General features: G+C 60.9%; 20 protein-coding genes and 3 pseudogenes. 12 read left to right on the top strand and 11 right to left on the bottom strand.

Annotated features, from left to right (window positions below):
* The first annotated feature begins 820 nt into the window (after positions 1-820).
* Positions 821-1075, top strand: a complete 255-nt coding sequence (locus tag QJT82_RS20755; RefSeq protein WP_028344416.1) for a hypothetical protein — start codon at positions 821-823, stop codon at positions 1073-1075.
* 17 nt (positions 1076-1092) lie between these two features.
* Here the strand turns inward: QJT82_RS20755 and QJT82_RS20750 are convergent, their stop codons facing one another.
* Positions 1093-1296: a DnaB-like helicase C-terminal domain-containing protein gene (locus QJT82_RS20750; protein WP_304494606.1), complete on the bottom strand. Its 204-nt coding sequence runs from the start codon at positions 1294-1296 to the stop codon at positions 1093-1095.
* 50 nt (positions 1297-1346) lie between these two features.
* Here QJT82_RS20750 and QJT82_RS20745 point away from each other — a divergent pair.
* From QJT82_RS20745 to QJT82_RS20720, 6 genes and pseudogenes are all read left to right on the top strand, one after another.
* Positions 1347-1511, top strand: a pseudogene (locus QJT82_RS20745) (transposase domain-containing protein); the annotation flags it as partial.
* Positions 1512-2120: 609 nt separating this feature from the next.
* Entirely contained in the window at positions 2121-2342 is a 222-nt protein-coding gene (locus QJT82_RS20740; RefSeq protein ID WP_028344417.1) for a hypothetical protein, read from the top strand.
* Positions 2343-2380: 38 nt separating this feature from the next.
* Positions 2381-3016, top strand: a complete 636-nt coding sequence (locus QJT82_RS20735) for a MarC family protein (RefSeq protein WP_259244601.1) — start codon at positions 2381-2383, stop codon at positions 3014-3016.
* Positions 3017-3489: 473 nt separating this feature from the next.
* Positions 3490-3939: an Hsp20 family protein gene (locus tag QJT82_RS20730; RefSeq protein WP_028344419.1), complete on the top strand. Its 450-nt coding sequence runs from the start codon at positions 3490-3492 to the stop codon at positions 3937-3939.
* A gap of 84 nt (positions 3940-4023) precedes the next feature.
* Positions 4024-4521: an Hsp20/alpha crystallin family protein gene (locus tag QJT82_RS20725; protein ID WP_026193316.1), complete on the top strand. Its 498-nt coding sequence runs from the start codon at positions 4024-4026 to the stop codon at positions 4519-4521.
* Positions 4522-4540: 19 nt separating this feature from the next.
* Positions 4541-5134 (top strand): hypothetical protein, encoded by a 594-nt coding sequence (locus tag QJT82_RS20720; RefSeq protein ID WP_259244604.1) that lies wholly within the window; start codon positions 4541-4543, stop codon positions 5132-5134.
* Between the two features lie 402 nt (positions 5135-5536).
* On the opposite strand, the pseudogene QJT82_RS20715 reads toward QJT82_RS20720, so the two are convergent.
* The 3 genes and pseudogenes from QJT82_RS20715 to QJT82_RS20705 form a co-directional block, all read right to left on the bottom strand.
* Positions 5537-5722: pseudogene (locus QJT82_RS20715) on the bottom strand (epoxide hydrolase); the annotation flags it as partial.
* An 844-nt stretch (positions 5723-6566) separates the two neighbouring features.
* The gene (locus QJT82_RS20710; RefSeq protein WP_129965246.1) at positions 6567-6815 is read right to left on the bottom strand and encodes a hypothetical protein; all 249 of its coding nucleotides are present in this window, start codon (positions 6813-6815) and stop codon (positions 6567-6569) included.
* Between the two features lie 234 nt (positions 6816-7049).
* Positions 7050-7331, bottom strand: a complete 282-nt coding sequence (locus tag QJT82_RS20705; RefSeq protein ID WP_018273514.1) for a hypothetical protein — start codon at positions 7329-7331, stop codon at positions 7050-7052.
* Between the two features lie 322 nt (positions 7332-7653).
* Between QJT82_RS20705 and QJT82_RS20700 the strand changes: the two genes are divergently transcribed.
* Entirely contained in the window at positions 7654-7863 is a 210-nt protein-coding gene (locus QJT82_RS20700; RefSeq protein ID WP_155258650.1) for a hypothetical protein, read from the top strand.
* A gap of 950 nt (positions 7864-8813) precedes the next feature.
* On the opposite strand, the pseudogene QJT82_RS20695 reads toward QJT82_RS20700, so the two are convergent.
* Both QJT82_RS20695 and QJT82_RS20690 read right to left on the bottom strand, forming a co-directional pair.
* Positions 8814-9574 (bottom strand): annotated as a pseudogene (locus QJT82_RS20695) (IS5 family transposase).
* Between the two features lie 109 nt (positions 9575-9683).
* Complete coding sequence (locus QJT82_RS20690; RefSeq protein WP_016844178.1) at positions 9684-10049, bottom strand: nuclear transport factor 2 family protein; 366 nt, start codon at positions 10047-10049, stop codon at positions 9684-9686.
* Between the two features lie 147 nt (positions 10050-10196).
* Between QJT82_RS20690 and QJT82_RS20685 the strand changes: the two genes are divergently transcribed.
* Complete coding sequence (locus QJT82_RS20685; protein WP_028342765.1) at positions 10197-10388, top strand: hypothetical protein; 192 nt, start codon at positions 10197-10199, stop codon at positions 10386-10388.
* A 29-nt stretch (positions 10389-10417) separates the two neighbouring features.
* Here QJT82_RS20685 and QJT82_RS20680 read toward each other — a convergent pair whose 3' ends face one another.
* The 3 genes from QJT82_RS20680 to QJT82_RS20670 all read right to left on the bottom strand — a co-directional run bounded on the left by QJT82_RS20680 (position 10418) and on the right by QJT82_RS20670 (position 15185).
* Positions 10418-10561 (bottom strand): hypothetical protein, encoded by a 144-nt coding sequence (locus QJT82_RS20680; RefSeq protein WP_016844177.1) that lies wholly within the window; start codon positions 10559-10561, stop codon positions 10418-10420.
* A 598-nt stretch (positions 10562-11159) separates the two neighbouring features.
* Positions 11160-13370: an ATP-binding protein gene (locus tag QJT82_RS20675; RefSeq protein WP_028342763.1), complete on the bottom strand. Its 2211-nt coding sequence runs from the start codon at positions 13368-13370 to the stop codon at positions 11160-11162.
* A 1242-nt stretch (positions 13371-14612) separates the two neighbouring features.
* Positions 14613-15185: a TetR family transcriptional regulator gene (locus QJT82_RS20670; protein WP_028342762.1), complete on the bottom strand. Its 573-nt coding sequence runs from the start codon at positions 15183-15185 to the stop codon at positions 14613-14615.
* 81 nt (positions 15186-15266) lie between these two features.
* Here QJT82_RS20670 and QJT82_RS20665 point away from each other — a divergent pair, with 81 nt between their 5' ends.
* The 3 genes from QJT82_RS20665 to QJT82_RS20650 all read left to right on the top strand — a co-directional run bounded on the left by QJT82_RS20665 (position 15267) and on the right by QJT82_RS20650 (position 17677).
* Positions 15267-16352 carry an FAD-dependent monooxygenase gene (locus QJT82_RS20665; protein ID WP_051448009.1) on the top strand — a complete coding sequence of 362 codons (1086 nt, stop codon included), beginning with the start codon at positions 15267-15269 and terminating at the stop codon, positions 16350-16352.
* 324 nt (positions 16353-16676) lie between these two features.
* Positions 16677-17177 (top strand): cytochrome c, encoded by a 501-nt coding sequence (locus tag QJT82_RS20655; RefSeq protein ID WP_245288818.1) that lies wholly within the window; start codon positions 16677-16679, stop codon positions 17175-17177.
* Positions 17178-17263: 86 nt separating this feature from the next.
* The gene (locus QJT82_RS20650) at positions 17264-17677 is read left to right on the top strand and encodes a nuclear transport factor 2 family protein (protein ID WP_028342761.1); all 414 of its coding nucleotides are present in this window, start codon (positions 17264-17266) and stop codon (positions 17675-17677) included.
* 291 nt (positions 17678-17968) lie between these two features.
* Here the strand turns inward: QJT82_RS20650 and QJT82_RS20645 are convergent, their stop codons facing one another.
* Positions 17969-21298: an adenylate/guanylate cyclase domain-containing protein gene (locus QJT82_RS20645; RefSeq protein ID WP_028342760.1), complete on the bottom strand. Its 3330-nt coding sequence runs from the start codon at positions 21296-21298 to the stop codon at positions 17969-17971.
* Positions 21299-21344: 46 nt separating this feature from the next.
* Positions 21345-22787 carry an FAD-binding oxidoreductase gene (locus QJT82_RS20640; protein WP_035632300.1) on the bottom strand — a complete coding sequence of 481 codons (1443 nt, stop codon included), beginning with the start codon at positions 22785-22787 and terminating at the stop codon, positions 21345-21347.
* Between the last annotated feature and the right edge of the window lie 436 nt (positions 22788-23223).

Below are 23223 nucleotides of genomic sequence, written 5' to 3'. Positions count from 1 at the left end.
TGTTACTTCCTCATGTGTACGTCCTCGAGCGCCTTAGGCGGCTGTAGCCCTGGCGACGTCAGCCACTCGTTGATATGGGCTGCCGTTTCGGCCTGACGCGCTCGGCGGAGATATAGCTCGCGCTGAGTGCCGGGCGGGAGCTGCGCAGCAGCGACCCTGAAGCGAGCAGCCTCCTCGGCCAATCTCTCTTCGAATGTCTTGGTATGTTTCGTTCGATTGCGACGCTTGATGACCACAGCGCACTCCTTTCCGTTGCAAGAAGGCGGGAGCGCGGTGACGGCGATCTCATCACCGATAGATACCCAAAGCCGTGCGGTGATGAGGAATAAATACTAGGGGCAGCGGCGGGCTTCTATATCCCACGTTACACGCGTAAATAATTGTTTTCATTCAAAAATACTCAAACGGTTCAAAATACTCATTCGTCTCCTAATGACACTTTCGCTATGCATTTGTCACGCTGCCTGATCTCGCCATCTCCGCAGAAGATCATCATGCCAAAGCATCGTCGCGCCGGGATGTATCCTGAACGCAGCGAGATCAACCGCCCGGTCCATCGTCGCGCCCGGCGCCTCGTACCACCCACCTGCCCGCTTGATCGGCATCATGTCGCATTGCACCGGCTTGGAGATGTTGGTCGCGATCGCGCGGTTCGGCACCCAGAGGGCAGCGCACCGCCAGCTTGGTCGCCGACGATGCCTGCAGCGCGTGATCGTCGCGACCAAGTCGAGCGCATAGCTGATGCTGCGGGGTCACAGAATACCCCTGACGAGTCAGTGGGCCCGCTTCGCTGCTTCGCAACGATGATTTCGAGGCGGTTGTGGCAGCTTTCGATCTTCGTCTGCCACTCCATGTGCTCGGGTATGCCCGGCTTCGGCTCGAGCTTGGACAGGTAATATTCCTCCCCGAAGAGAAACAGCACCGTATCGGCGTCGGCCTCAATGTCGCCGCTCTCACGCAGATCGGAAAGCTGTGGCCGCTTGTCATCTCGTTTCTCGACTTCTCGATTGAGCTGCACGAGCAGGATGACGACGATTTTCAGCTCCTTGGCCAGCGACTTCAGACCACCGCATAGTGACGCTGGCCGCGATATTAGGATGACGCTTTCAGGTACTTCAGATAGTCGATGACGATGAAGCCCAGCCGGCGCCCTTCCCGCTGCGCCCGCTCGGCGAGACTTCTGGTTCTGGCGCTCACCTCGCCTACGGAAAGCGAGGATGTATCGTCGATGTAGAGCGGGAGATCGCTGAGCCGGCGCGCGGAGTCGATCACCATGTTGACGTCAGATTCCGGCAGTCGACCCTTTAGAATATGTCCCGACGGGATGCGTTGAAGGGACGATCATCGACGGCGGGGGACGAACTTGGGCGACGATCGCGACACTGCTGCAGACGGCGAAGATGAACAACGTCGATCCGTTCGCCTGGCTCGCCGTAACACTTCAGCGTATCGCCAACGGTTGGCCGAACAGCGAACTCGACGCGCTTATGCCATGGAACCACGCCGCCTGACGGCCTCAGCTTGCCGCTTACCATGGACCGTCATAGGCGCTCCGTGGAGAAGGTCCTACTCGCTGAACCTCACGATGCCGAGCACAAGATGCTCGGCGTACTCGTATGGCACGGGCGCGACGGCCGTGCCATTGCGATTGGCAACCGACACAAGGTGGCCAGCAACCGGGATGTTCCAAGATCCCCTTGTCCCATGGACCGGTCGGTTCGATCAAGCTTCCAGCGACAACCGTGCTGACCGAAATCTGAGCGGCTCTACAATCACAAGCCTTCCGGGCTGCGACCATCGCCAAGAACCCTTGAAATGGCTGACTCTGCTCCTATCGTCTGTTGTGGGCAAGCTTCAGCTTGCCGAAAGGTCCTCGGAGACAATTTGACCATGGACCCGAAACGGGGATCCAGCTTTGCAGGGGCTGCGGATCTTGTGGCGCACGCGGAGACGGCGCGTCGACACCTTACTGAATTGAGCGCAGCCTGTGCGAACGGCGACAAGAGTGCGGCCCGCCGGCATTGCGCCAGGCAATCAGTGAGCTCGAGCTCGCTCGCGCGATGTTGCGAATTGGAAATGACTGAATTGGAGACGTCGGGCACCTAACTGCGGGCTCCATCATGACGGCACAGCTTCACGATTTACTTACCGAGGCCCTTGAAAGCATCAAGTCGGGCGGTTTGATTCACAAATACAGCTTGGTCTGGGCCGGTCGTAGCGAGGCGCCACGCATTATCGTGTGTAAATCCGCCGACATTTCAGATGACGTTTTGCGTCGTACAATAGTGAGTTCACTGGCTGGCCTCGCAGCTGAGTCACAAATTACCATCGAAAAGGATTGAGGGCGGCGGCGTTCAGCTGTCAGAGGTGGGCTACGACTATGCTTTGGAATCAGTTCGTCGGAATCACGATGCTGCTCTATGCGCTGACGAGTCCGGTCGGAGCCATTCCAGTCTTTCTTGCGATCACGCGGCAGGCGCGAAGCGCAAATATCCATCGTATCATCGTCTTGGCATGCACGGCGGTTGCGGTTTTCTTTGTGGGAGCCGCGGTCCTCGGCAAGCAGATCCTCGGCTTTTTCAATGTCGGTCTCGATGACTTTCGTATCGCAGGCGGGTTGCTTGCACTGGTCATCGCGCTCGAGATGTTTCAGGCACAGTATGGGAAATTCTTGCAATCAACCAGCGGAGTTGACAGCAGCGAAGTAGATATCCATGGAATGGCGATAACACCGTTTGCATTCCCTTTGCTCGTCGGACCAGCCGAAGTCGGCATCATGATCACCCTTTCCAATGATAATCCTGGCTGGCTTGCGAAGGCGCTGCTTGCTGCGGCGTCAATCATCGCAACATTCCTGATCGGATTGACACTCTGGACGGCGGCGGCGATCGAGCGGTTCCTGGGAAAAACCGGGATCAACGTTATGACCCGCACCATGGCGCTCATTGTAGCGGCGATAGGCGTGCACTTCATTATGACTGGCCTGCGGAGCGAATTGCCCGGATTGGCCGGCTGAGATTCTGACAGGCCAGTTGCAAGCTAGGCTTCCGCGCCGGCTGCGCAACGGATCTCACATGACGCGTGCCTTCGTGGTGAGCCTTTGCACGGCAGCCGGCTCCAGAGCAAATGGAAATACCGCAATGGGACTGGCACGCCCGGGGACAAAGTGCAAACCTCTCCGGTCTCGCGCGAGGTTCAGCATTGAGCGGTCTCCCGACCCGGCGCAGATGGCGGGCGTGCCTCGCGAGCCAACTGCCCGAACTCGGTTCCGGTGCGCGGGCCGGAATAACCCGACTAAAACCAAGCCAAAAAATTTTTGCGAACGCTCTTGAAACTGATCGCCGTTTTTCTAATTGGATTTTTGCCGCTTTACGGGCGGTGCCGGGCGCCAGGTTGGGCTCGGCAAAGCAACCAGGGCGCCGGACAGGTGTCTTGCACCGATCGTCTTGCGCTCCTTCGTATCCATCTTGCTCTCTGGAGGACTTGGCTATGAGGACATACGATTTCACTCCCCTGTGGCGTTCGAGTATTGGATTCGACCGCCTCATCGATCTGCTCGACGAAACCCAGCATCGGTCCGAAGACAACTACCCGCCCTACAATATCGAGCGGCTCGGAGAGGACCGCTACCAGATCTCGGTCGCACTGGCCGGCTTCAACCAGGACGAGATTTCGGTGACGGCTGAGCAGAACGTGCTGACCGTGGAAGGCCGCAAGGGCGACAAGGACCAGCACGAATACCTCTATCAGGGTATCTCGGCGCGTCCGTTCAAGCGACAGTTCAACCTCGCCGACTACGTGCAGGTCAAGTCGGCAATGGTCGAGAACGGTCTGCTGCGGATCGAGCTCGTGCGCGAAATCCCCGAGGCCATGAAGCCTCGGCGTATTGCCATCGGAAGTGGCGCTCCTGGCGGACAAATCACGCAGAAGGCGGCCTGAGCCCGCTTCCTATTGGGCCAAAACACGCACGGACGGTAACCGTCCGTGCGCTGACCAGCTGCATGTCAAGTTAAGGAGGATATCATGGGTATTCGGGATCTCGTTCCCTGGGGCAAAGGGCAAGAACTCTCAACCGGACGAGAGGCATTCGATCCGTTTCTCACGCTTCACCGTGAGATGAACCGTCTGTTCGATGACGCCTTTCGCGGCTTCGGCTCATTCGGTCGCATCAACGCTCCGTTGATGGAGGGCCAGTTTAGTTGGCCACGCCTTGAACTGAATGAAACCGATAAGGAGGTTACGGTTTCCGCCGAGCTTCCAGGCCTCAGCGAAAAGGATGTCCAGGTTGAAATCGCCAATGGCATCCTGTCAATCCGGGGTGAAAGGAAAGCCGAACGCAGCGACGATTCCAAGTTCGTCAGCGAGCGATACTACGGCTCTTTCGAGCGCCAGATTCCGCTTGATGGCGTCGAGGAAGATAAGGCGAAGGCCGACTTCAAGAACGGCGTCCTCACCGTGACGCTGCCGAGGTCCGAGCAGTCAAGGTCGAACGTCAAGCGTATCGCGATCAACAGCAACTAACGTCAGAGGTCGGCGGCGTATGACCGTCGCCGACCTCTATATTCAAGTCTTTAGCAACGCGTCTCTGGACGAAAGGAGAAACAGGAGACACGCCATGAGCCAAGCCAATCGTAATGCCAACCTCAATGAGCCGATTTTCCATCCAGTATCTCACTATAATTCACCTGGCGATGTATTGAATGACGCGCGGCTCTCGACAGACGAGAAGCGGGTCATCCTATCGTCCTGGGCATCGGATATGTACGTCATCGAATCCCAGCCGGCTCTTCGGGAGGTGCTCGGCATTCCGCATCGGTTGCGCCTTGCCGACATCCTCGCGGCCCTGAAGCGGCTGGACAACGAGGATGATCCGCCGCCGCGCGGCGGAATGGCAATGCAGCTGCCTCGGTTGAGCAAGCCGGCCTGCGCACGGCATTCTGCGACGCGGCGGCATCGGCCGTTGAGAGTATCCCACGCGGATGCTCGGTGGACTCGCGAAGCAAATGTACGGCGATACCGAAGGCTGTTGGACACTCAACTGACTGACGCCGAACGCAACTTCATCAGGCGGCGTCTTGTCGAGGAATTAAAGGGCTTGATCGCCTCCAGGAGCGAGCGTCGTCACAAAAACTGAGCCCGGGACCGCTCAGTGTACGATTAAAACTGTCGATGGAGGCAGGAAAAGATGGCAGCAGATCCGTTAGCTCAAGCGAAGATGGGTGTGGAGGCCCTTGCACTGTGTATCGCAGGTGTCTTGTGCGAACGTGACCCATCGCTTTTGCCCGTATTCCAAGAAAGTGCGAGGACGCTTCATCGCATTCTCGATGATCGTGGAGATCATGAGGCCGCAGCAATGATCGGCGCGTTTGGTCGAGCACTAATCAAACGTCCTCCAATCCCAAATTGACAATTGTGATCATAGCACTCCCATCGCTCGTGGGCTAAAGCCTACCACTCGAGCTACGCCGAAAACTGACGCATCGCCTCCAATCTTTTCATGGGTGACCTCCGGTGAGCATGTTCGCGCCAGAGTGCTGACCAGCTGTTCATAGGCGCGTCGTTCCTCTGCGGAGAGACTGGACGGCGGTGGGTTGCCGGCCTTGAGGGCCTTGTCGACGTCGGCTGGAACGGTGGCGGGCATGTTGGTGTGGATGGCAAGCAATCCCGCAGGTGCCTGTAAGCCCATCTGGTCGACGGCAAACGCTCCCCAATCGCCTCCCTGTTCGCCGCAACAGCCCGGGCCCCGATGGCGTGTCTTCCGCGCCCGCGGCCAATTCTACACACAAAACGCGAAAACGGCCCCAGCTTGGGGATCGCTGAGGCCGTCGTGTCGTCTGCTGGGGCGCGGGCGCCGGTGAGCAAGAGCCACCTCGGTTCAGGCAGAATGCCGGTACATCCGCGGCAGCCTGAATTGCACTCGACGTCGCAGCGCACTTGCCGAGGGCCTCGGGGGGACGCATACAAGCGACCCCGGCGCTGGGGGCACCGGGGTCGCCACTGAACTCCCGGTCGGGGGGGCACCTGATCGCGGGAGCAACGAATTGACTCTTCGCATTCCCACTTGTTCCCGAGCCGTTAGCAAATCAGCAACGTGATCGGCGCAGGCTTCTCTGAGGGACGGGACCGTTGGGGACGCAGCACGGTCACGTTTCGGAGGAGCTGGCGCACCGGCCCTGAGCGTCGGCTCCTCTTTTGGACTTTGTGTGAGTTAGGCAACAGAAGTCACTCCGGGTACCTGCTAAGCAAGTGACGTTGGGAATTTCAGGGCCCTAGCGCTGGGAATGACAGGGCGCCGCCGGGACAAACCATTTCGGGCCCGGCGGCGTAGTTTTTGAGATTTACCGCGCTGACGCATGAGAGGCGTCTCAAGATGTCTGGCGACAAGATTGCTACAAAGACCGTGCTGTTAGCGCTGGCCATAGGCATTGCCATATGGGCAACTATGGGGGCGCCCGAGCCAGGCACAAACTCGCCGATGCACGTCGCCAGCAGGCGATGAGGCCCTGCCTGCCCGTCTGGCGGTTTAGTCTCCTAGGGACATTGGGCGCTGTCGCTTAAGGTCAGCGTCATTCGAGCGGCAGAGAAAGCGCGGGCAGCGGCCTATTGCCCTGCTCGCAACCTGTTCGCCCCTTGAGCGGTAGAACCGGCGTTGAGGCATCCGCGGCAGTCCGGCCCATGAAATGGGTCAGATTAACGCCCGATGACCACTCCACATAACCAACAGCCGAAAAGGCGAGCGCTGCCACGACGAGAATACTGAGCATTGAAGCGGCGGCTGCTGACGGCAAGCTTTGGCTGCTGAAAAACGGCATCATGATTCTCCGACACCGAGTTGCCACCCATGGATGCGTTAGGCCGACTCGCGATGATCGCGTGTGAACGGCCTCACATATCACGCGCACTTGATGCGTCATTGGCCCGTGGCACAGCCCCTGCAGTTTGCTTAGTGCTGGGAATTTCAGCGTCCCAGTTCAGGAAGGAAACGCCGCCGGGCGTGCATTTTTGAGACCGGCGGCGTTTTTTCTTGAACCAGCGCGAGCTAGCCCGTTTCAGACCGCCTCGTCCTCTTCATCTTGCTGCTCGACGTTCGGCCATTCGGGCATTGCATAGCCCGTGGCCCGAACACTACCCGCAAGTCCACAGAACTCAGCAACTGCAATGAACAGCCTCTGAAAGGCAGCCTCGTCTTGGAAGTAAACCTCGTGATCGCCCGCACAAAGCGGACTGGCGTGCCAGAATGCAACGAGTGCTTTTGCCTTCAGTCCGCCGATCGACGTGACGGGCAGTTCGTCAATTCTATTCGCCAATGGTTGGAGCTGTCGATCGAGCAAGGTTATTTGCTCGCAAATCTCCGTAATACCCAGCCTGTCGCGGGCCTCCTCAAAGAATCTGCCTTTTTCGGTCCCGCAGTCATCAACTCGTCAGGATTTTGCACTTTACATCCTGGGGCTAGAGCCAACGGCCCGTGTGTATTTTAAGCGGGCGGCGTCGCGCCCTGGTCAGACAAACCACCTAAAGCCGGAGCGGCCGCCATCGAGTTGTGAGAGCGCTGACACCAACGCAGAGCTTGCTGCGCCCGGAAGACCAACCTCGACATTTGGAACATTCCGGGCCTTACCCGCTTGTTCCGAAATCCAGAACGAGATCACCAACGTGACGGACGAACTTGAATATCTAGCGCACCGATTGGTGATTATCGAGCAACCCGGCGGCGGGTTCTTGGTGGAAGCGACGCCGATCGCTGGCGCACAAACGATCAGAACAATTACCTATCAACGTACCCAGGAAGCGATCGCTGCAGCGAAACGGACAATCGACAAGCATCTCGTAGGTAGGGGACCTGCCAATCTGGCTCGCTATTAGTGGCTTTGGCAGCGGAAGTTCCATGCAGCCCCTTGGGGCTGAGTCGGCGGCTCTCCGCCGATTTGAACCCATTTGAACCCAAGACATTAAAACAATAAGTCCTAGCGTCTGCGAGGAGCGCTTTGGACGCGCGGTTTTATAGCCTATTCGGGCTACGTGCATCCGGCATAAATTGCGCTTTCAGCGAGAGACGCCCGGGCTTAAGCTATGTGACAAATGCTGCACTGTCGGGGTGTGCCATGGCCGAAACATTCGTCCGCGTAGGCATGTCCTCTTTGGCCTTTGCCCTTTCGCAATCGTTGCAATTGCTCTGCTCGTGTAAAGCTGACACGGTTTCATTCGCGAGTCGGCCGGAGCGAACCGGCCGAGACAGCGGCCCCAGCGACAGCCTCTTGGCCCCAAAGGTTGCTGCGGCCGTTTGTGACTCTCTAAATTCATAGCAATGAAACACGTTGGCGACCGCCCCTACTCCGAATCCGAAAAAGCCGCGCGCAGGATCATGGAGCACGCGCCTTCGAGCCGATCCAGGATGGCCGGATCTGCATCGAAGAGATCAACTATCCGATGCTCTACCAGGACAAGGCGCCGCCGGCTGAGTATTGGGCTGGCTTGGAGTACCCGAAGGATCGGGGCTGGCTCGGGTATCACGGTCTCGCGGCCCGCGTGCCGGACCTGGACCTCGGGCAGCGCTTGGTGCTGCGGGACGAAACGGGCTGGCAGCTGACCGACGCCGGCCGCGAGATCCTCAGTGTTGCGGAATCGTCGGCCCCCCAGCCGGTCGCGCCGGAGGTCTCAGCTGTATCCGCGCCGCCGCAGCCCGATGCACTGACCGCCCTCCGCCACGCCTGCTCGAAAGCGCGATCCCGGCACAGCGACCGAGCAGACGCGAGGGGCGACGGCGCATCGACAACGGCGGCAGCTGGAGCGGTCGGCTTAGGACCGATCGACATTCATTGCATCCAGATCATTGCGGCAGCGAGATGGATGAAGCCGGTAAAGTTGTCAGATCCCCTATCATAACGGGTTGCCAAGCGTCGGAAGTGTTTGAGCTGGCAAAAGCAGCGCTCGATGCGGTTGCGCTGTTTGTATGCGTCGGCGTCGTGCGGAATGATGATCCTGCGGGTGCGGTTTGACGGGATCACCGCCGTTGCGCCGATTTCCGCGATGATCGCACGCAGGGCGTTGCTGTCATAGGCCTTGTCGGCGAGCACGGCATCGCCGCTCTGGCCGTGGAGCAGTGCGGGCGCCTGGGTGATGTCATTAACTTGCCCAGCCGTGACGATGAAGCGGAGCGGACGGCCGAGCGCATCAGCCAGCATGTGGATCTTGGTGGTCAGTCCACCTCGGGAACGCCCCAGCGCCTGATCTTTGGCCCCCCTTTTCCGCTCGTCGCCTGCTGGTGGGCGCGAACGATGGTGCTGTCGATCATCAGATACTGGTTGTCGCGATCGGCGGTCAGAGCAGCGAACACGCGCTCCCAGACGCCGGCATGGCACCAGCGGCTGAAGCGCTGATGGACCGTTTTCCACTTGCCGTACCGTTCCGGCAGGTCGCTCCAGTGTGCGCCCGATCGCAAAACCCACAAACATCCGTTGACGAACAGTCGATTGTCCGCAGCCGTACGTCCCGGGTCGCCAGCTTTCCCCGGCAGCAGTGGCGCAATCCTCGCCCATTGCGCCTCCGTCAGCTCATATCGTTTCGCCGCCACCATCTGCTCCGTGTCTCGAATCACGGAACTCTATGAATCAGCGATCAAACCGCTTGGGAATCCTGAATGTCGATCGGTCCTAGGCCGCCGCGAACGGACAGTCGTCACGGCATCAAACCGTAAACGCCTCATCGTTGGTGACCAGCGGATTGCAGGTCGAGTGCACGATCTTGCCGGCGGTGTTCAAGCGGAGACGCGTCCGGAACAGCCGTCCCCCTGCATCGCGGTACTCGAGGTAGATGCCGCCGTCTTCCGGCACGATCGCCTCGATCTGGAAGGGGCCGGGAGGCTGATCCGCCAACCTCAGCGTCCAATAGGAACGCAATGCCCGCCTGCCCTCGAACCTCCCGCCTTCGCAGCATTCCACGGTGGTGTCTTCGTCGTACAGGCCGAGCAGATCGGACATTCGCCGGTCCCGGCACGCGTCGAGCAAATCGACGACGATGGCCATGGCATCGAAAGTCTCGGGTGCACCCATCACGGCCCTCTTTCTGCAACGCCCCATCGCAGACTAGGCGTTCCGGCCTGAACTGCAGGTGAACCGCGCCGGGTTCCGGAATCGAGTCCTTCTTGCGCCGACCGGGTCCCGCAGCGGCGCCGGAAGAGATCGCAGAGGAGCGCGAAGATGGAGCTGACCGATCTGGAGCGCGATTTTCTGAGGAAGCGCATCGGCGAATCCTTGGTCAACCCACCGACGTTCGACCACGAAATCGCGGCGCGGCTCGTGGAGCCCGGTCACGTGGAAACCGAACCGCTTCCATCCGGAGATATCGAGTATCGCATCACCGACGGTGGGCGGGCGCCGGCTACCGCGTGAACACAGATCGGCGAGCCGAGGGGGCCGAGTCAGGGGGCTTCGGTTTTCGGGAGCCGCTCCAATTGCAGACGCAGGGCGGGCGACAATTCCGGCTTTTCCTTGATGCAGCCGCCCGCCGATTCCCGCACAATTGACCCGCTGTGTTGCGGACCGATGTCGACGCCCCCCAGCATCGGAGCAATCTCGTTGCGACCCACCCCCTGAAAGCAACGTCGGCGGACGTCGGCGGTTTCAGCGGCGACCGGGGCAGGTCGAAGGAACGATAATCGTGCTGCCCCATTGAACTGCAGGGACCGTCGCCCGCCGTTGAACTACGGCGCCTGTCGCGGATAGCCAAAGGTCTCACGGCCCGCTATTCAGAACTAGCGCTCGCGAGGATAGCCAAAGGCGGCGGCCTCCTCCAGGCGTAAGAGTCGAACCGTCCTCCGCAGCGCCTGCGATGTTGCCTTCGAGGCCAGCCGCATGGAGTCCCTAAACGATCGACCGATGTGCCCGGTGTGCAAGCACGGGCTCGCGCTGTCGCGTATCTCTTCCGGCGAGCGGGGATTCGAGGACCGTACGTTCGAGTGCTCTACCTGCGGCGGGACGGAAAAGGTTACGATCGAGGTTGACCCCGTGAAGTCAGATGCGGTGGGCTGGCTCGCCCGCGAGCGTCGGCCGCCGCGCTGACTTGACCCGATCGGTGCCGCCACGGCCAATGCTCGATGCCGATGATCATCCTTGTCGTGTCACGGCAGAAAAGCCAACTCGTTCTGCTGCGCGCCCCATCGCTCAGTTTTCGACTTGATCCATCACGTCGCGTACCTTGGCGGCCAGTTCATTGAAGCTGAAGGGCTTGACGATCAATTGCACGCCCTTATCGAGCCGGCCGTGATGAATGATCGAGTTGCGGGCATATCCGGTAGTGAACAGCACCTTCAAGGAGGGGCGGATGGCTCTGGCTTGAGCGGCGACCTGCGCGCCCGTCATACCGCCCGGAAGGACCACGTCTGTAAACAGGAGATCCACTCGGGGTTGCCGGTCTAGAATCCGCAGAGCCGCCGGCCCATCATGGGCCTCCAGCACGCGATAGCCCAGCTCGCGGAGGCTGTCGACAGAGTAGGCTCTGACGTCGGCGTCATCCTCGACGACGAGAATGGTCTCTTCCTGGGTCGCCTCCGGATTGAGCGTCTCGTCAGGTGTGGTGTCATCCGACGAGTCGCCTAACAGGCGAGGCAGGTAAATTTTGACGGTGGTGCCCTGCCCAAGTTCCGAATAAATCTTCACATGACCGCCCGACTGCTTGACGAAGCCATACACTTGGCTCAGCCCAAGTCCCGTGCCTTTGCCGACGGGTTTCGTCGTGAAGAATGGCTCGAACGCTTGCGCCACGGTCTGCCGGTCCATGCCAACGCCGGTGTCGGTGACCGATATGACGACGTACTGGCCCGCCACCACTTCCCTATGTGCCGCGACATAGGCTTCGTCGATGTGGGCGTTACCGGTCTCAAGTGTTAGCCTTCCCCCATTTGGCATGGCATCGCGAGCGTTGACGGCGAGATTGAGGATGGCAGCCTCGAGCTCATTGGGGTCGGCTTCCACGCGCCACAACCCGGCGCCGAGCACGGTCTCCACGGCGATCGTCTCGCCGAGCGTGCGATGGACCATCTCGGAAAGGCCGTTGACCAGAACGTTCACGTCGATCGGCTTGGGATCGAGGGGCTGGCGGCGCGAGAACGCGAGAAGGCGCTGGGTAAGCGAGGCCGCCCGTTGGGCGCCATTCATCGCGTGACGCACGGCGCGCTGCAGATGCGCGGAATCCGAAGGAACATTACGCTGCAACGTGTCGAGATTTCCCATGATCACCTGGAGGAGGTTGTTGAAGTCGTGGGCGACCCCACCCGTCAACTGCCCGACCGCTTCCATCCTTTGGGACTGCCGCAGCGCCTCCTCGTTGCGCTTAAGCTGTTCGGTGCGCTCGATCACCTGCTTTTCCAGCGTGGCATTCAACTCGACGAGCGCCTCCTGGGCGCGCTTGCGTTCTGCGATTTCGCGGTGCGACGCCTGCGAAAGACGGACATTGTCGATTGCCACGGCCGCTTCGGCGGCGAGCCCCGAGAGGCCCCGCTCGGAGCGCTCCGAAAAGACGCCAGGCTTGCCGTGGCCAAAGAACAGGCCTCCGATCACATCCCCCGTCCGCGAAATCACGGGAACGGCGAGATAGCTCCGGACGGGCAGATGGCCTTCGGGCATGCCTCGACGCGGCGCATTCTTGCCATAGCGGGGATCCTTGGTGATATCGTCGGAGCGCACGATGCCCTCGCCGTTGAAGGTCGGCGCGAACACTTCGGTATTTCGCGGCATCGGAAACTTCGAAAATGCCTCCAGCGGCGCTCCCGAAAGCGTGTAGAGCATGTAGCTTTCGCCGGCCTCGTTGGTGAGGTTGTAGAAAAACGCCCCAAACTCGGCACCGCTGAGTTCGACGCCCGCATCCGTTACGATTTGCACCAGGCGCTGGAGATCAGTCTCGAGGGCGAGGGCCGATCCGGCGCGATTGAGCACTTCGAGCGAATGCCGCTCTTCACGGATCATCTCCTCGGCCTCCCGCTGGATCGTGCGGTCGCGCAGGATCTTGACGAAACCGACGATCTTTCCGCCCTCGCGGATCGGGCTCAGTTCGCCCACCGCCCAGAAACGGCTCCCGTCTTTGCGGAGGCGCCAGCCTTCCTGGCCGCCGCCCCTACCGTGCGCGGTCGCATCTTCCATTTCTTTGCGCAACTGCGCTTGGCCAGCGTCTGCGGCAAAGATCCGGTCCAAGGACTTGCCGAGCATTTCGGGTTCGCTCCAGCCAAGGATCCGGCTCGCGCCGGTATTCCAGCTGGTAACGAGTCCGCGTTCATCGGCGCTGATGATGGCCGTATCAGTCGCGCCATTGACGATCTGACGCCACTGGGCCGCGCTGATTTCATCGGGCGCGCTTGCGAGGTCGTCAGCTTCGATCATCGATGCTCCCTGACAAAAGTGCGGATGCCACATCCTGGAAGGAGGCAGGCCGGCGTCAGTAGCTCGACTTTCTTGACGGCCCCCGGCGGCTGAAGAAGTACACTTGGCCAACGCAGGGTCCCAGCGGTGAGTTCCCTTTCGAGCGGGTGCGGTGGGGCACGAAATTTCGTTCAGAACGTCAATACAATGCGGAACAAAGGACCGCATCACGGCCTTCCCTAGCCATCTTTTCGGGTTCCATGACGGAAGGCCGCAGGAATTGTCCGACCTCGGTGATGGACGCCGTCCGCCTGAGCTGGCGCTCGGCTGATGGTCAACCGCCGGGCGTCCGGAATGCGGATGGCGGACTAGCCGCCAGACATCGCCGTTGGCGCTTTCGTAGAGAACTCTTCCGGTCATGCCGTTCAACCGAGGCCGGCCACCCGGGTTGCTGCACGAGCCTGCTTTGGCAGTTCGCAGGCTACGACGGCGCGCTGGCCGCGGGGGCGACCTTCCGCAGCGCCTCCAACGCTCCCTTCTTCGCTGCGGCCATCGATCGCTTCCAAGGTGGCCTGAAACGGCAGGTGCTCTCGTCGGCGGAAACGGGTCCTCCATTCAGATGCGGGGTGCTAGGCGTGGTGCGGGCCGGCCTCTGGCGATACCGCGCGGGTTCAACTTCCGTCCTCCTCTTTCCGCGCTTTACCGCCCCTATAGCTACCTCGTTGCACAACCCGGCGCTCGATCGCTGATCCGACCGGCCAGTTTCTACGGCCAACGAATTTCCTCCGTGGCACCTCGCGCGGATGCCCTGCGTCCCGAACGCAGTGAGCATCTTCTAAGTTGTTGATTTTTCTTGATGCAGCACGTGCTTCCGTCCCGCTTCGTGCACGGTCGTTTCACCCAATTCATTGCGATTTCGTTGCGCGCTCTGGGATGAGAACAGTAATGGCTCCGCAAAGGTCGCAGCCAATAGTTCGCCTCGTCGAATAACCTGTCCAAATCCGCAGAGCCCGTTCGAGCATTGCTCCTAGCGCGAATCCGGGACCACGTCACCGGTGCGCCAGGACCACGATACCCGTCAGCGACAGACCGATCGCGAGCGCGCGGATGACAGGGCCGCCTGACCCGGCTCGACGCCCATTGCAGGGACCGGGCCGTATGGGATGTTCGTATTTCGACGCGCTGGACCCGATCGGGCTAGCCGCTTTCGAGCGGCTCGTAATTGACGACGTTGGTGCTCGCGCCGGTTCACGCTCATGCAGCCTAAACCTCGTCCATCGCGTAACGTTGCAGTACCGGGCCGACGTGTGCGACGAGGTCCTCCCGCGAGAGAGAAACGACGGGGGGTAGCTTGAGAATGTAGCGGCACAGCGCCAATCCCAAAAGCTGGCTGCTGATTAGGCCGGCGCGCCGCGGCGCCGTAGACTCGCGTCCGACGGACGCGATCAGCGGCCCGACCTGTTTCGCGAACACTTCGCGCACTTTTTCGGCGGCGAATTCGTTGGATGTTGCAGAGCGCAGCATGATCGTCATGCCCCTGCCGGACCCTTCCCACAAATCGAGGAAGTGACGGATCAGCGTCTCCCCGATCTTGTCCGCTTCGCTCGTTTTCAACGCCGGCAGGCGAAGATCGATGGCGGCCGCTCGCCCGAACAATTCGTCCTTCGTCCGGAAGTAGCGCATGACCATCGCAGGATCGATCAACGCACGGGCCGCGACGTCGCGGATCGTGGTGTTGTCGTAGCCACGCTCGGAAAATAGAGCCTGCGCCGCAGCCAGTATCTGTGCCCGGGTCCGGTCTGACTTGATTGATTTTACTGCGTTTTTCGCCTTCATCGAGCGAATATGCCAACAAACGTTGACAAATTCAACTCACCGCCTCAAATGTCAACAAGCGTTGACAAAAGAGGTTTTGCCATGAAAACTCAAACTGAGGTTCTGATCGTGGGTGCTGGCCCAACTGGGTTGGCGCTGTCGATTGCACTCCATCAGGCGGGCGTCGACCATATTTTGATTGACCGCCTGAGCGAGGGGCAGAACACGTCGCGGGCGGGCGTCATCCACGCGCAGACGCTTGATTCGCTCGCCGCCCTGGGCGTGAGTGACGAGTTGGTCGCACGGGGCCTTAAGGTCAACAATTTCACGGTGCGCGACCGCGACAAAGCGCTTCTGCGACTGCGTTTCGACGCCCTGCCCTCCGGGCATCCATATCTACTAATGCTGCCGCAAAACATAACTGAGCAGGTCCTCGCGTCTCGTATCACAACACTCGGCGGCGTCATTCATCGTCGCGTCACAGCAACTTGCGCCGAGCAGGACAGCGCCGGCGCTCGTGTCACGGTGAACGGCCCCGACGGCGAACAGGTGATCTCAGCTCGCTACGTGGTCGGTGCCGACGGCATGAATAGCGTCGTACGTCAGGCGACCGGCATCGGCTTCGACGGTGGCACCTACGAAGACTCCTTCGTGCTAGCTGACGTTCGACTGAACTGGCCCTTGGGCCAACACGAAGTATCCCTGTTCTTCTCGCCCGCCGGCTTGGTTGTCGTCGCTCCGTTGCCGGGTGGATCCTACCGAGTGGTCGCAACTATGGATAATGCGCCGGAGCACCTGTCGAAGTCAGACGTTCAAGCCGTGATGGACTCGCGGGGACCTCAGGCCAGCAACGCAACAGTGCTTGACGTGCTCTGGAGTTCGCGCTTCCGCTTGCATCATCGTCTCGCAAATTCCTATCGATGCGGCCGGCTAATACTGATGGGCGACGCAGCACATGTTCATAGCCCGGCAGGCGGTCAGGGCATGAACACCGGCCTGGTAGACGCCGTGGTGCTCGGAGAAACTCTGGCGGGCGTCGTCGGGCGCAACAGACCTGAAACAATGCTCGACGTCTATGAGAGCCTGCGCCGCCCGGCGGCAGCGCGGGTGCTTGGCCTTGCAGGCCGGCTGACGGACATGGCCACGACGCTGCGGAGGGCGCCCTTCATTGCCCCGAGCCGATGTTGATGTTCGGTTCCCTGAAATGAATCGGACGCAATTGCGCGTGCTTATCCGTCGTTTGGATGATCCGCGCGTTTCCTGAGCCTTGCAGGGCCCGCTCCTGGCAAAGGCGCCCGTGCGCTTCCGCGCACCCTGGCAATGGGATGGCGGTCCCGCCGTACTGCAGAGTCGCGCCATCGACGATACCGGCATGGTGCAGCCAACGCGCGCAGTTCGCGGCCGAGCGCGGCTTGCGTGGTGTCTACCACTACAATGCCATCGCAAGTTGGCGCATCGACGAGTTTGGGGAGGTCAGCAATGTTTACGCCTAAATGCATAGCAGTCTGCTCATTGGCGATCGCGCCGGTAGCTTTTGCCCAAGCCCCGCGGTTCGGGCAACCGATCGCGCCGGCGGACATCGCAGCATGGGACATCAGCATCGGACCGGATGGCGTAGGTCTGCCGCCTGGTCGCGGCACAGCAATTGAGGGTGAGGCCATTTATGTCGCGAAGTGCCAGGCCTGTCACGGCGAGAGGGGAATCAGCCCCAGCGTCGCGCTCGCTGGAGCGCTCGTCGGCGGCATGGGCACACTAACGCCGGACAAAACACCGATAAAGACTGTAGGAAGTTACTGGCCCTATGCAACGACGCTGTTCGACTACACCCGTCGCGCAATGCCATTCCAGGAGTCGAAATCGCTCACCGCGGACGAGCTCTACGCGGTATCGGCCTACATCCTCAATCTCAACGGGATCGTCGGATCGAACGATGTGATCGACGCGCAGTCGCTGCCCAAGGTGAGAATGCCGAACCAGGACGGGTTCATCCCGTTTCCGCGCAATCCGAAATAGCTTCGGGGCCGGACCTCAGGTGCCGCCTGCGTACCTGCCTACTTTAGGTTGGAGGAGGAAGTCAGACGAAGTTCGATCGGCGCGCTATGATCCTGCTCTGCGCCACCACGCTCGCTAATACGGTGGCTAAAGCGGGGGATGACGGTGATTTAGCCCAGCTTATCGAATCTCTCCGAACGGCCAAGCAGACGAAGAACAAAATGCAGTTAGAGAACTTGTGTGACGATCATCTTTCCTATGGTCACTCGTCCGGGAAGATCGACGACAAGGCCGCGTTCGTCGCTGGTGCAATGAGCCCCAAATGGCGTTGGATATCTCTGGACTTCCTAGATTCGAGGACAAAGACGGCTGGCGATCTGGCCATTAGCCGTATGACATTGGCAGGCACCTATGAGGTAGATGGCAGCAAACAAATATCCATCAAGGATGGAGTTGTAATGGTTTGGCGGAGGGAAAGTGGGCAATGGAAGTTGTTTCTTCGCCAAGCCTATAAAATCTGAGACGCACTCACACCCGTGGCCGTAATAATCCGCTGTCCGTGTCGGTTGCTGGCCCGTTTGAGACATGCAGGCGGGCTCAAAAAAGGTCTGCTTCTGGTGGAAGACCTGAAGTAGTCGGCGGAGGCTCAAAACGACGCGATTGACCCATAGCAGAAGTGGCATGTCGGCAGGACATACGCTTTATGCCACAACCGGCCGGTTCGGCCAGGTAGCACTTCGACCCCAAAGCCAAACTTGCGAGAGCTCTGTCTTGTCCGGAACCTAGATCGCGCGGTTATTGCGGTAACTTCGTCACAAGTCTGCCAGCACCTTGCGAGCTTCCACGAGATCGTGCGTTTCCAAGCCCTCGCTGAACAAGCTGTAGATCGGCATGAGAGCGTCGCGCGCCTCTCGCCGCATGCCGCGTGACGCTTGGAGCCTGGCGCGCGCAATGCTTGCGCGAAGCCCGGGCAAATTTGCTCCCTGAGCAGCGGCGATATTGATCGCAACCTCGAACTCCGCGTCCGCCTGATTTTCCGCCTGCTTCCCGACTGCCAGCAACAGCAGTTCACCCCGCTCCCGGTGAAGCTCGACGGCGCACCAGGTCTCGAGACTTGCGTCCGCAATTGCGATCGCTTCGTCGACGACTCGAAGCCCGGCCATGGCCTTTCCAGCCTTGCGATGAAGTGCCGCGAGCAAGCCAAGATGGTGCGGAATACGTAGCCCCGCACTTGTACGCCGGAAATCCTCAAGCCCGGCATCAAAGTCCGCAAGACCTTCCTCAAGCCTGCCGGATTCAGCGATCGCCCAGGCGCGAACGAGGCTGGCCCATGCGCCATAGTAGTCGAAGCGGTACTCGGCGCATATGTCGCGCGACTCTGCAGCGGCTTTCAGTGCGGCATCGGGCTCTTGCCGGAATTGATATAGCATCGCCAGATAGTTGAGCGCGAGCGCGATGCTGAACGGATGTGAAATCTCACGCGCGACGGCGAGCCCTCTCTCGGCAATCCCAAGGCTGCGAACGGGATAGCCGAGATGCCAGTCACAATGGCTCATGTAGGCGCGGCAGAATACGCTCATATCAATTCCGTAGACCTCGGAATAATAGCGGCCGCGGTATTCGCCGGCTTGTGCGCTTCGCTCGAGACGGTCGCGCGAGAATTGAAACTGACCGAGGTGGAATGAGAGCACGCCCGCAAGATGATCGGCTTCGGCTTGACGCACGGGATCACCGCTTCGTTTCGCGAGCGTCTCCGTCTCCTCGACGAGGCTTGTGACCTCGCGCAAGTTGGCGCGCACGTGATAGACGTGGCCGAGCCCCTTCAATGCGGCGGAGAGATCAGCCTCGCTCTGCAGCTCCCGGCTGAGTTCCTGTGCGCGCTGGAACGCCGCTTCTGCCTCGCGTGAAGCAAATCCTTTTGTTGCAATCAGCGGGCCGCCAAGCCCAAGCTGCAGGGCAAGCTCGAAGCGCGAGCGAGGTGCTCCAGGAGGAAGTGCTTGGGCGCACTCGAGCCCTGATCTCAGATGGGCAATTGCCTCCATATTCGCCGATCGGGCGGCTGCGAGGCGGCCGGCACTCAGCCAGTATGGAATGGCCTTCTCGGCCAATCCCGCCTCGCCAAAGTGACGGGCGACGAGCTCCGGCTGTGCTTCGACAAGTTGCGGAAAGAGCGCTTCGATCGATGTGGCAATCCGCGCGTGCAGCTCCTGGCGGCGCCGCTTGAGCAGGCTTTCGTAGGCGGCATCGCGCACCAGGGCGTGCTTAAAGACATAGATTGCGGCAGGCGCGAGGCCGCGCCGGAAAACGAGTTCTGCCGCTACCAGGCGGTCAAGCGCCGCGGCGAGCTCCCCACCGGGCATCGACACGACCGCAGCAAGCAACTCGTGATCGAACTCACGGCCGATGCAGGCTCCGATCTGGGCGACCTCCTTGACTGGGGCAAGACGGTCAAGCCGCGCCATCAACGAATCGTGCAGCGTCGCCGGGATCGCCAAGGACGGGAATGCTCCGGCGAGCACGTAGCGAGCGCCGGTGTAGCGGAGGATCCCGGCTTCAAGAACGGCCTTAGTGAGCTCCTCGATAAAGAGCGGCACACCCTCAGTCCGCACCAGAATCTGGTCGAGGACCTCGGCGGGAAGCGCTTTGCCTTCGGTGATCCGGTCGACGAGTACAATCACCTGCTCCTGTGGCAGGCGATTTAGCATGAGCAAGGTAACGTGCGGAAACCCGGTCCATGGCGGTGGGATTTCCGGGCGGAATGTGGCAACGACCAGCACTGGCAGGTCCTGAAGACGATCCACGATCTGGTCGAACAGCTCGCGCGAGGTGGGATCGAGCCAGTGCGCGTCTTCAAGCACCATCAGCACCGGGCCACGAGCGGCAAGTCGATCGAGCCTGGCCAGGAATGTGCGGAACAGGAGCGCCTTCCTTTGCTGCGGCGACATCTCTGGCTGGGTGCTCGGCCTCTCGGTTGGAATGCAGAGCAGATCGGCAACAAGCTGGATTGCATCGCTAGACAGCCCTTCGCCGTTTTCGCCAAGGAGGAGTTCGAGGCGCTTGAGCCGTGTTTCCGCGGCATCCTCAGGTGCGAACCGCGCCTCCCGCTCGAGCTGCGAGATGAAGGGAAAAAGCGGGCTGTTCAGGTGATGCGGCGAACAGGTGTAGCTAACGAGCGTGATCTGTTCGGCCTGTAGCCGTTCGCGCAGCGCGAGCACCAACCTTGATTTTCCGATTCCCGGTTCGCCAAAAATCAGGACGACCTGTCCAGCCTGTCCCTTGGCAAGCCGCCACCGCGACAGCGTCAAATCCAGCTCCTCGCTGCGCCCGACGAGTGGCGTGACGTGGGCTCCGTGCAAAGCCTCGAACCTGCTCTCTGCCCGGCCTTCGCCGATGACCTGCCAGGCTTGCACCGGTTCGGCAAAGCCCTTGAGCCGAAGGGAACCGAGCTCGACGAATTCGAAGAGATCGCCGACCAGGCGGCGCGTGCTGTCGGCGATAACGACCGTACCAGGGTCCGCAACCTGCTGCAGGCGGGCCGCGAGATTTGGCGTCTCCCCAGTGACCGCTTCCTCCTTCGCAGCACCTTCCCCGAGCAGATCACCCACCACGACAAGCCCCGTGGCGATGCCGACGCGTGCTGCCAGCAGGCCTCCTGCGCCTGACGACATGCCGCTGACCGCTGTTGCGACCGCAAGTCCCGCCCGGACAGCTTGCTCTGCCGCATCTTCGCTTGCGCGCGGCCAGCCGAAATAGGCCTGCACTCCGTCTCCCAGAAACTTCGCGACGTGGCCCTCCAGTCGCGCAATCTCTCCCGCCACCGTGTTCGAGTAGGCCCGCATCACCTCGCGCAGCTCCTCGGGATCGAGACGGCGGCTGAGATCGGTCGAGCCGACGAGGTCGACAAACATGAGCGTGAGCTGTCGGCGCTCCACCGACGCGACGGGCCGTGCCGCCGCCAGGTCCGCTGGTAGCAGGCCGATTGCATCGAGAAGCTTCCGCCGGTGGCCGACGGCCTGGACTCCAATTTCCTTGAGATCTTCAACCGTCAGGTGGGGCAGGATCTCAAGGTCAATTCCGTTGTCGCGGAACGTCTGCTCATAGGATTGCAGGCCCAGGCTGCGCAGCCATTCTCCGATGTCCAACTTCGTCTCCGTGGCCCCCTCGATTACGGATCCCGTCCTCCTCTTGTCAGGCGGCCGGTCGCTGTGCGGCGGACGGCCTGACGTTCTGATTTAGCCGGAATAGGTTGCCGGGATCGTACTTGGCCTTCAGCGCGGCAAGACGAGCGTAGTTCGGGCCGTAGGCGCCGGCTACGCGATCGGTCTCGTCCGCCGGCATGAAGTTGACGTAGACGCCGCCGGTTGCGTGAGGCGCGGTCTCAGTAAAGAGCCTGCGCGCCCAAGCGATCGAACGTTGCTCATCCGCCGGATCGCGCCAACGCGTGTGAACATTCATGACAAACTTCGCATCGCGGTGGGGGAACGCCGTGGCGTCGATGGCCATGCGACTGGTGGCGCCACCAAGCTGACCGATGAAAATCTCGCACTCCGCGGTCGGCAGGCTTGTCGTATGGCTCGCCAGCGTGTCGAGAAGACCGTCGTTGAGTTCAACGAAATTGTGCGACTTCCAGTAATTATAGGCGCCGGGCGTGAGCATTGGGTCAAACGCGGTCTGCCAAGCCGCAAAGGGCTGCATGCCGATCACGTCTACGATCGGCTCTCCGAGCGCGCGCAACGGCTCCAACGCACGCTTGCCCTCGTTCTCATCTCCCACATAGCAGACGGCGAACGCGACGATCTCCTTGCCGTGAACCTCGACGGGCAAGAATGGCAGCGGCGGCGCCTGTCTGAGCACCACCCACACCGTCAATTCGTCGGGCGCCTTGGCGGCGACGTCGCGATAGCCCGCGAGCAGCTCCTTCGCCCGCGCAAAGGGATGGACGATGAGTCCGGCCAGAACCATCGGACCAACAGGATGCAGGCGGAACTCGAACGAACTCACCACCCCGAAATTGGCTCCGCCTCCGCGCAGCGCCCAGAACAGATCGGTATTCTCGGCGATGTTTGCCCGAACGAGCTCGCCTTCGGCCGTCACCACGTCGGCCGAGATCAGGTTGTCGGCGGCAAGCCCGAACTTGCGGCTAAGCCACCCGAAGCCGCCGCCCAGCGTCAATCCCGCAACGCCGGTCGTCGAGTTGATCCCGAGCGGGGTTGCAAGGCCGAAAGCTTGCGCCTCCTTGTCGAAGTCGCCAAGCGTTGCCCCCGGGTCCACGCGCGCGGTGCGGTGAAATGGATCAACCCGGACGGAGCGCATCAGCGAAAGATCGATCAAGAGCCCGCCGTCACAAACAGCATTGCCCGCGATGTTATGGCCGCCGCCGCGCACGGCGACCAAGAGGCCGTGCTCACGCGCAAGCCGTACGGCACGAATGATATCTGCGGCCCCTCTACAGCGCACGACCGCGCCTGGGCGGCGATCGATCATCGCATTCCAGATCGTACGTGCTTCATCGTAGCCCGGCTCCTCGGCCAGACAGACGTTGCCTCGCAAGGTTTGACGAAAGGCAGCAATTGCATCGCTTTCAAGGGTAATCGCCCCGCCCAATAGCGAGGCCAGCCGGATCTCCGCCATGGCATCTCCTCCGTGACTAGCGGTCAGTGTTTCGGCAGTCAGCTCTCATACGCTTGGACGGATCAGCAGAAAGGGCGGCCACGCCCACGGCTATTGCAACCGAAGCGGCGCCGAATCACCCCGCTGCAGCCGTTCGACATTGCGAACGGCAGATTTCCGCCTAGAGGTTAGTCCTCCGGCAAAACGAATGGTTCTGCGACAGAATGTCTCGCGGATGAGGAGCGCCTACAAGCCCGCGCGGATCGGCTTTCCGTCACCTGCAAACGAAACCAAGAAAATCCGGCCCGCAGAGGGAACTTCGGGGGTAGAGGAAAATGGAGGCCCGCTCCTGCCCCATCGCTGAAGCCAACTCGTCGGCCGATGTCCGCTTTGCTGCCACTTCTCGCAAGTCAGCTCTTGATGCTGTGGACGGCTCCTCCACGGGCACGACAGTGCC

The sequence above is a fragment of the Bradyrhizobium sp. Mp19 genome, from assembly GCF_029952935.1.
Lineage (GTDB): Bacteria > Pseudomonadota > Alphaproteobacteria > Rhizobiales > Xanthobacteraceae > Bradyrhizobium > Bradyrhizobium elkanii.
Note: the sequence above shows the minus strand (reverse complement) of the source record. Positions and strands in the feature narration are given on the sequence as shown.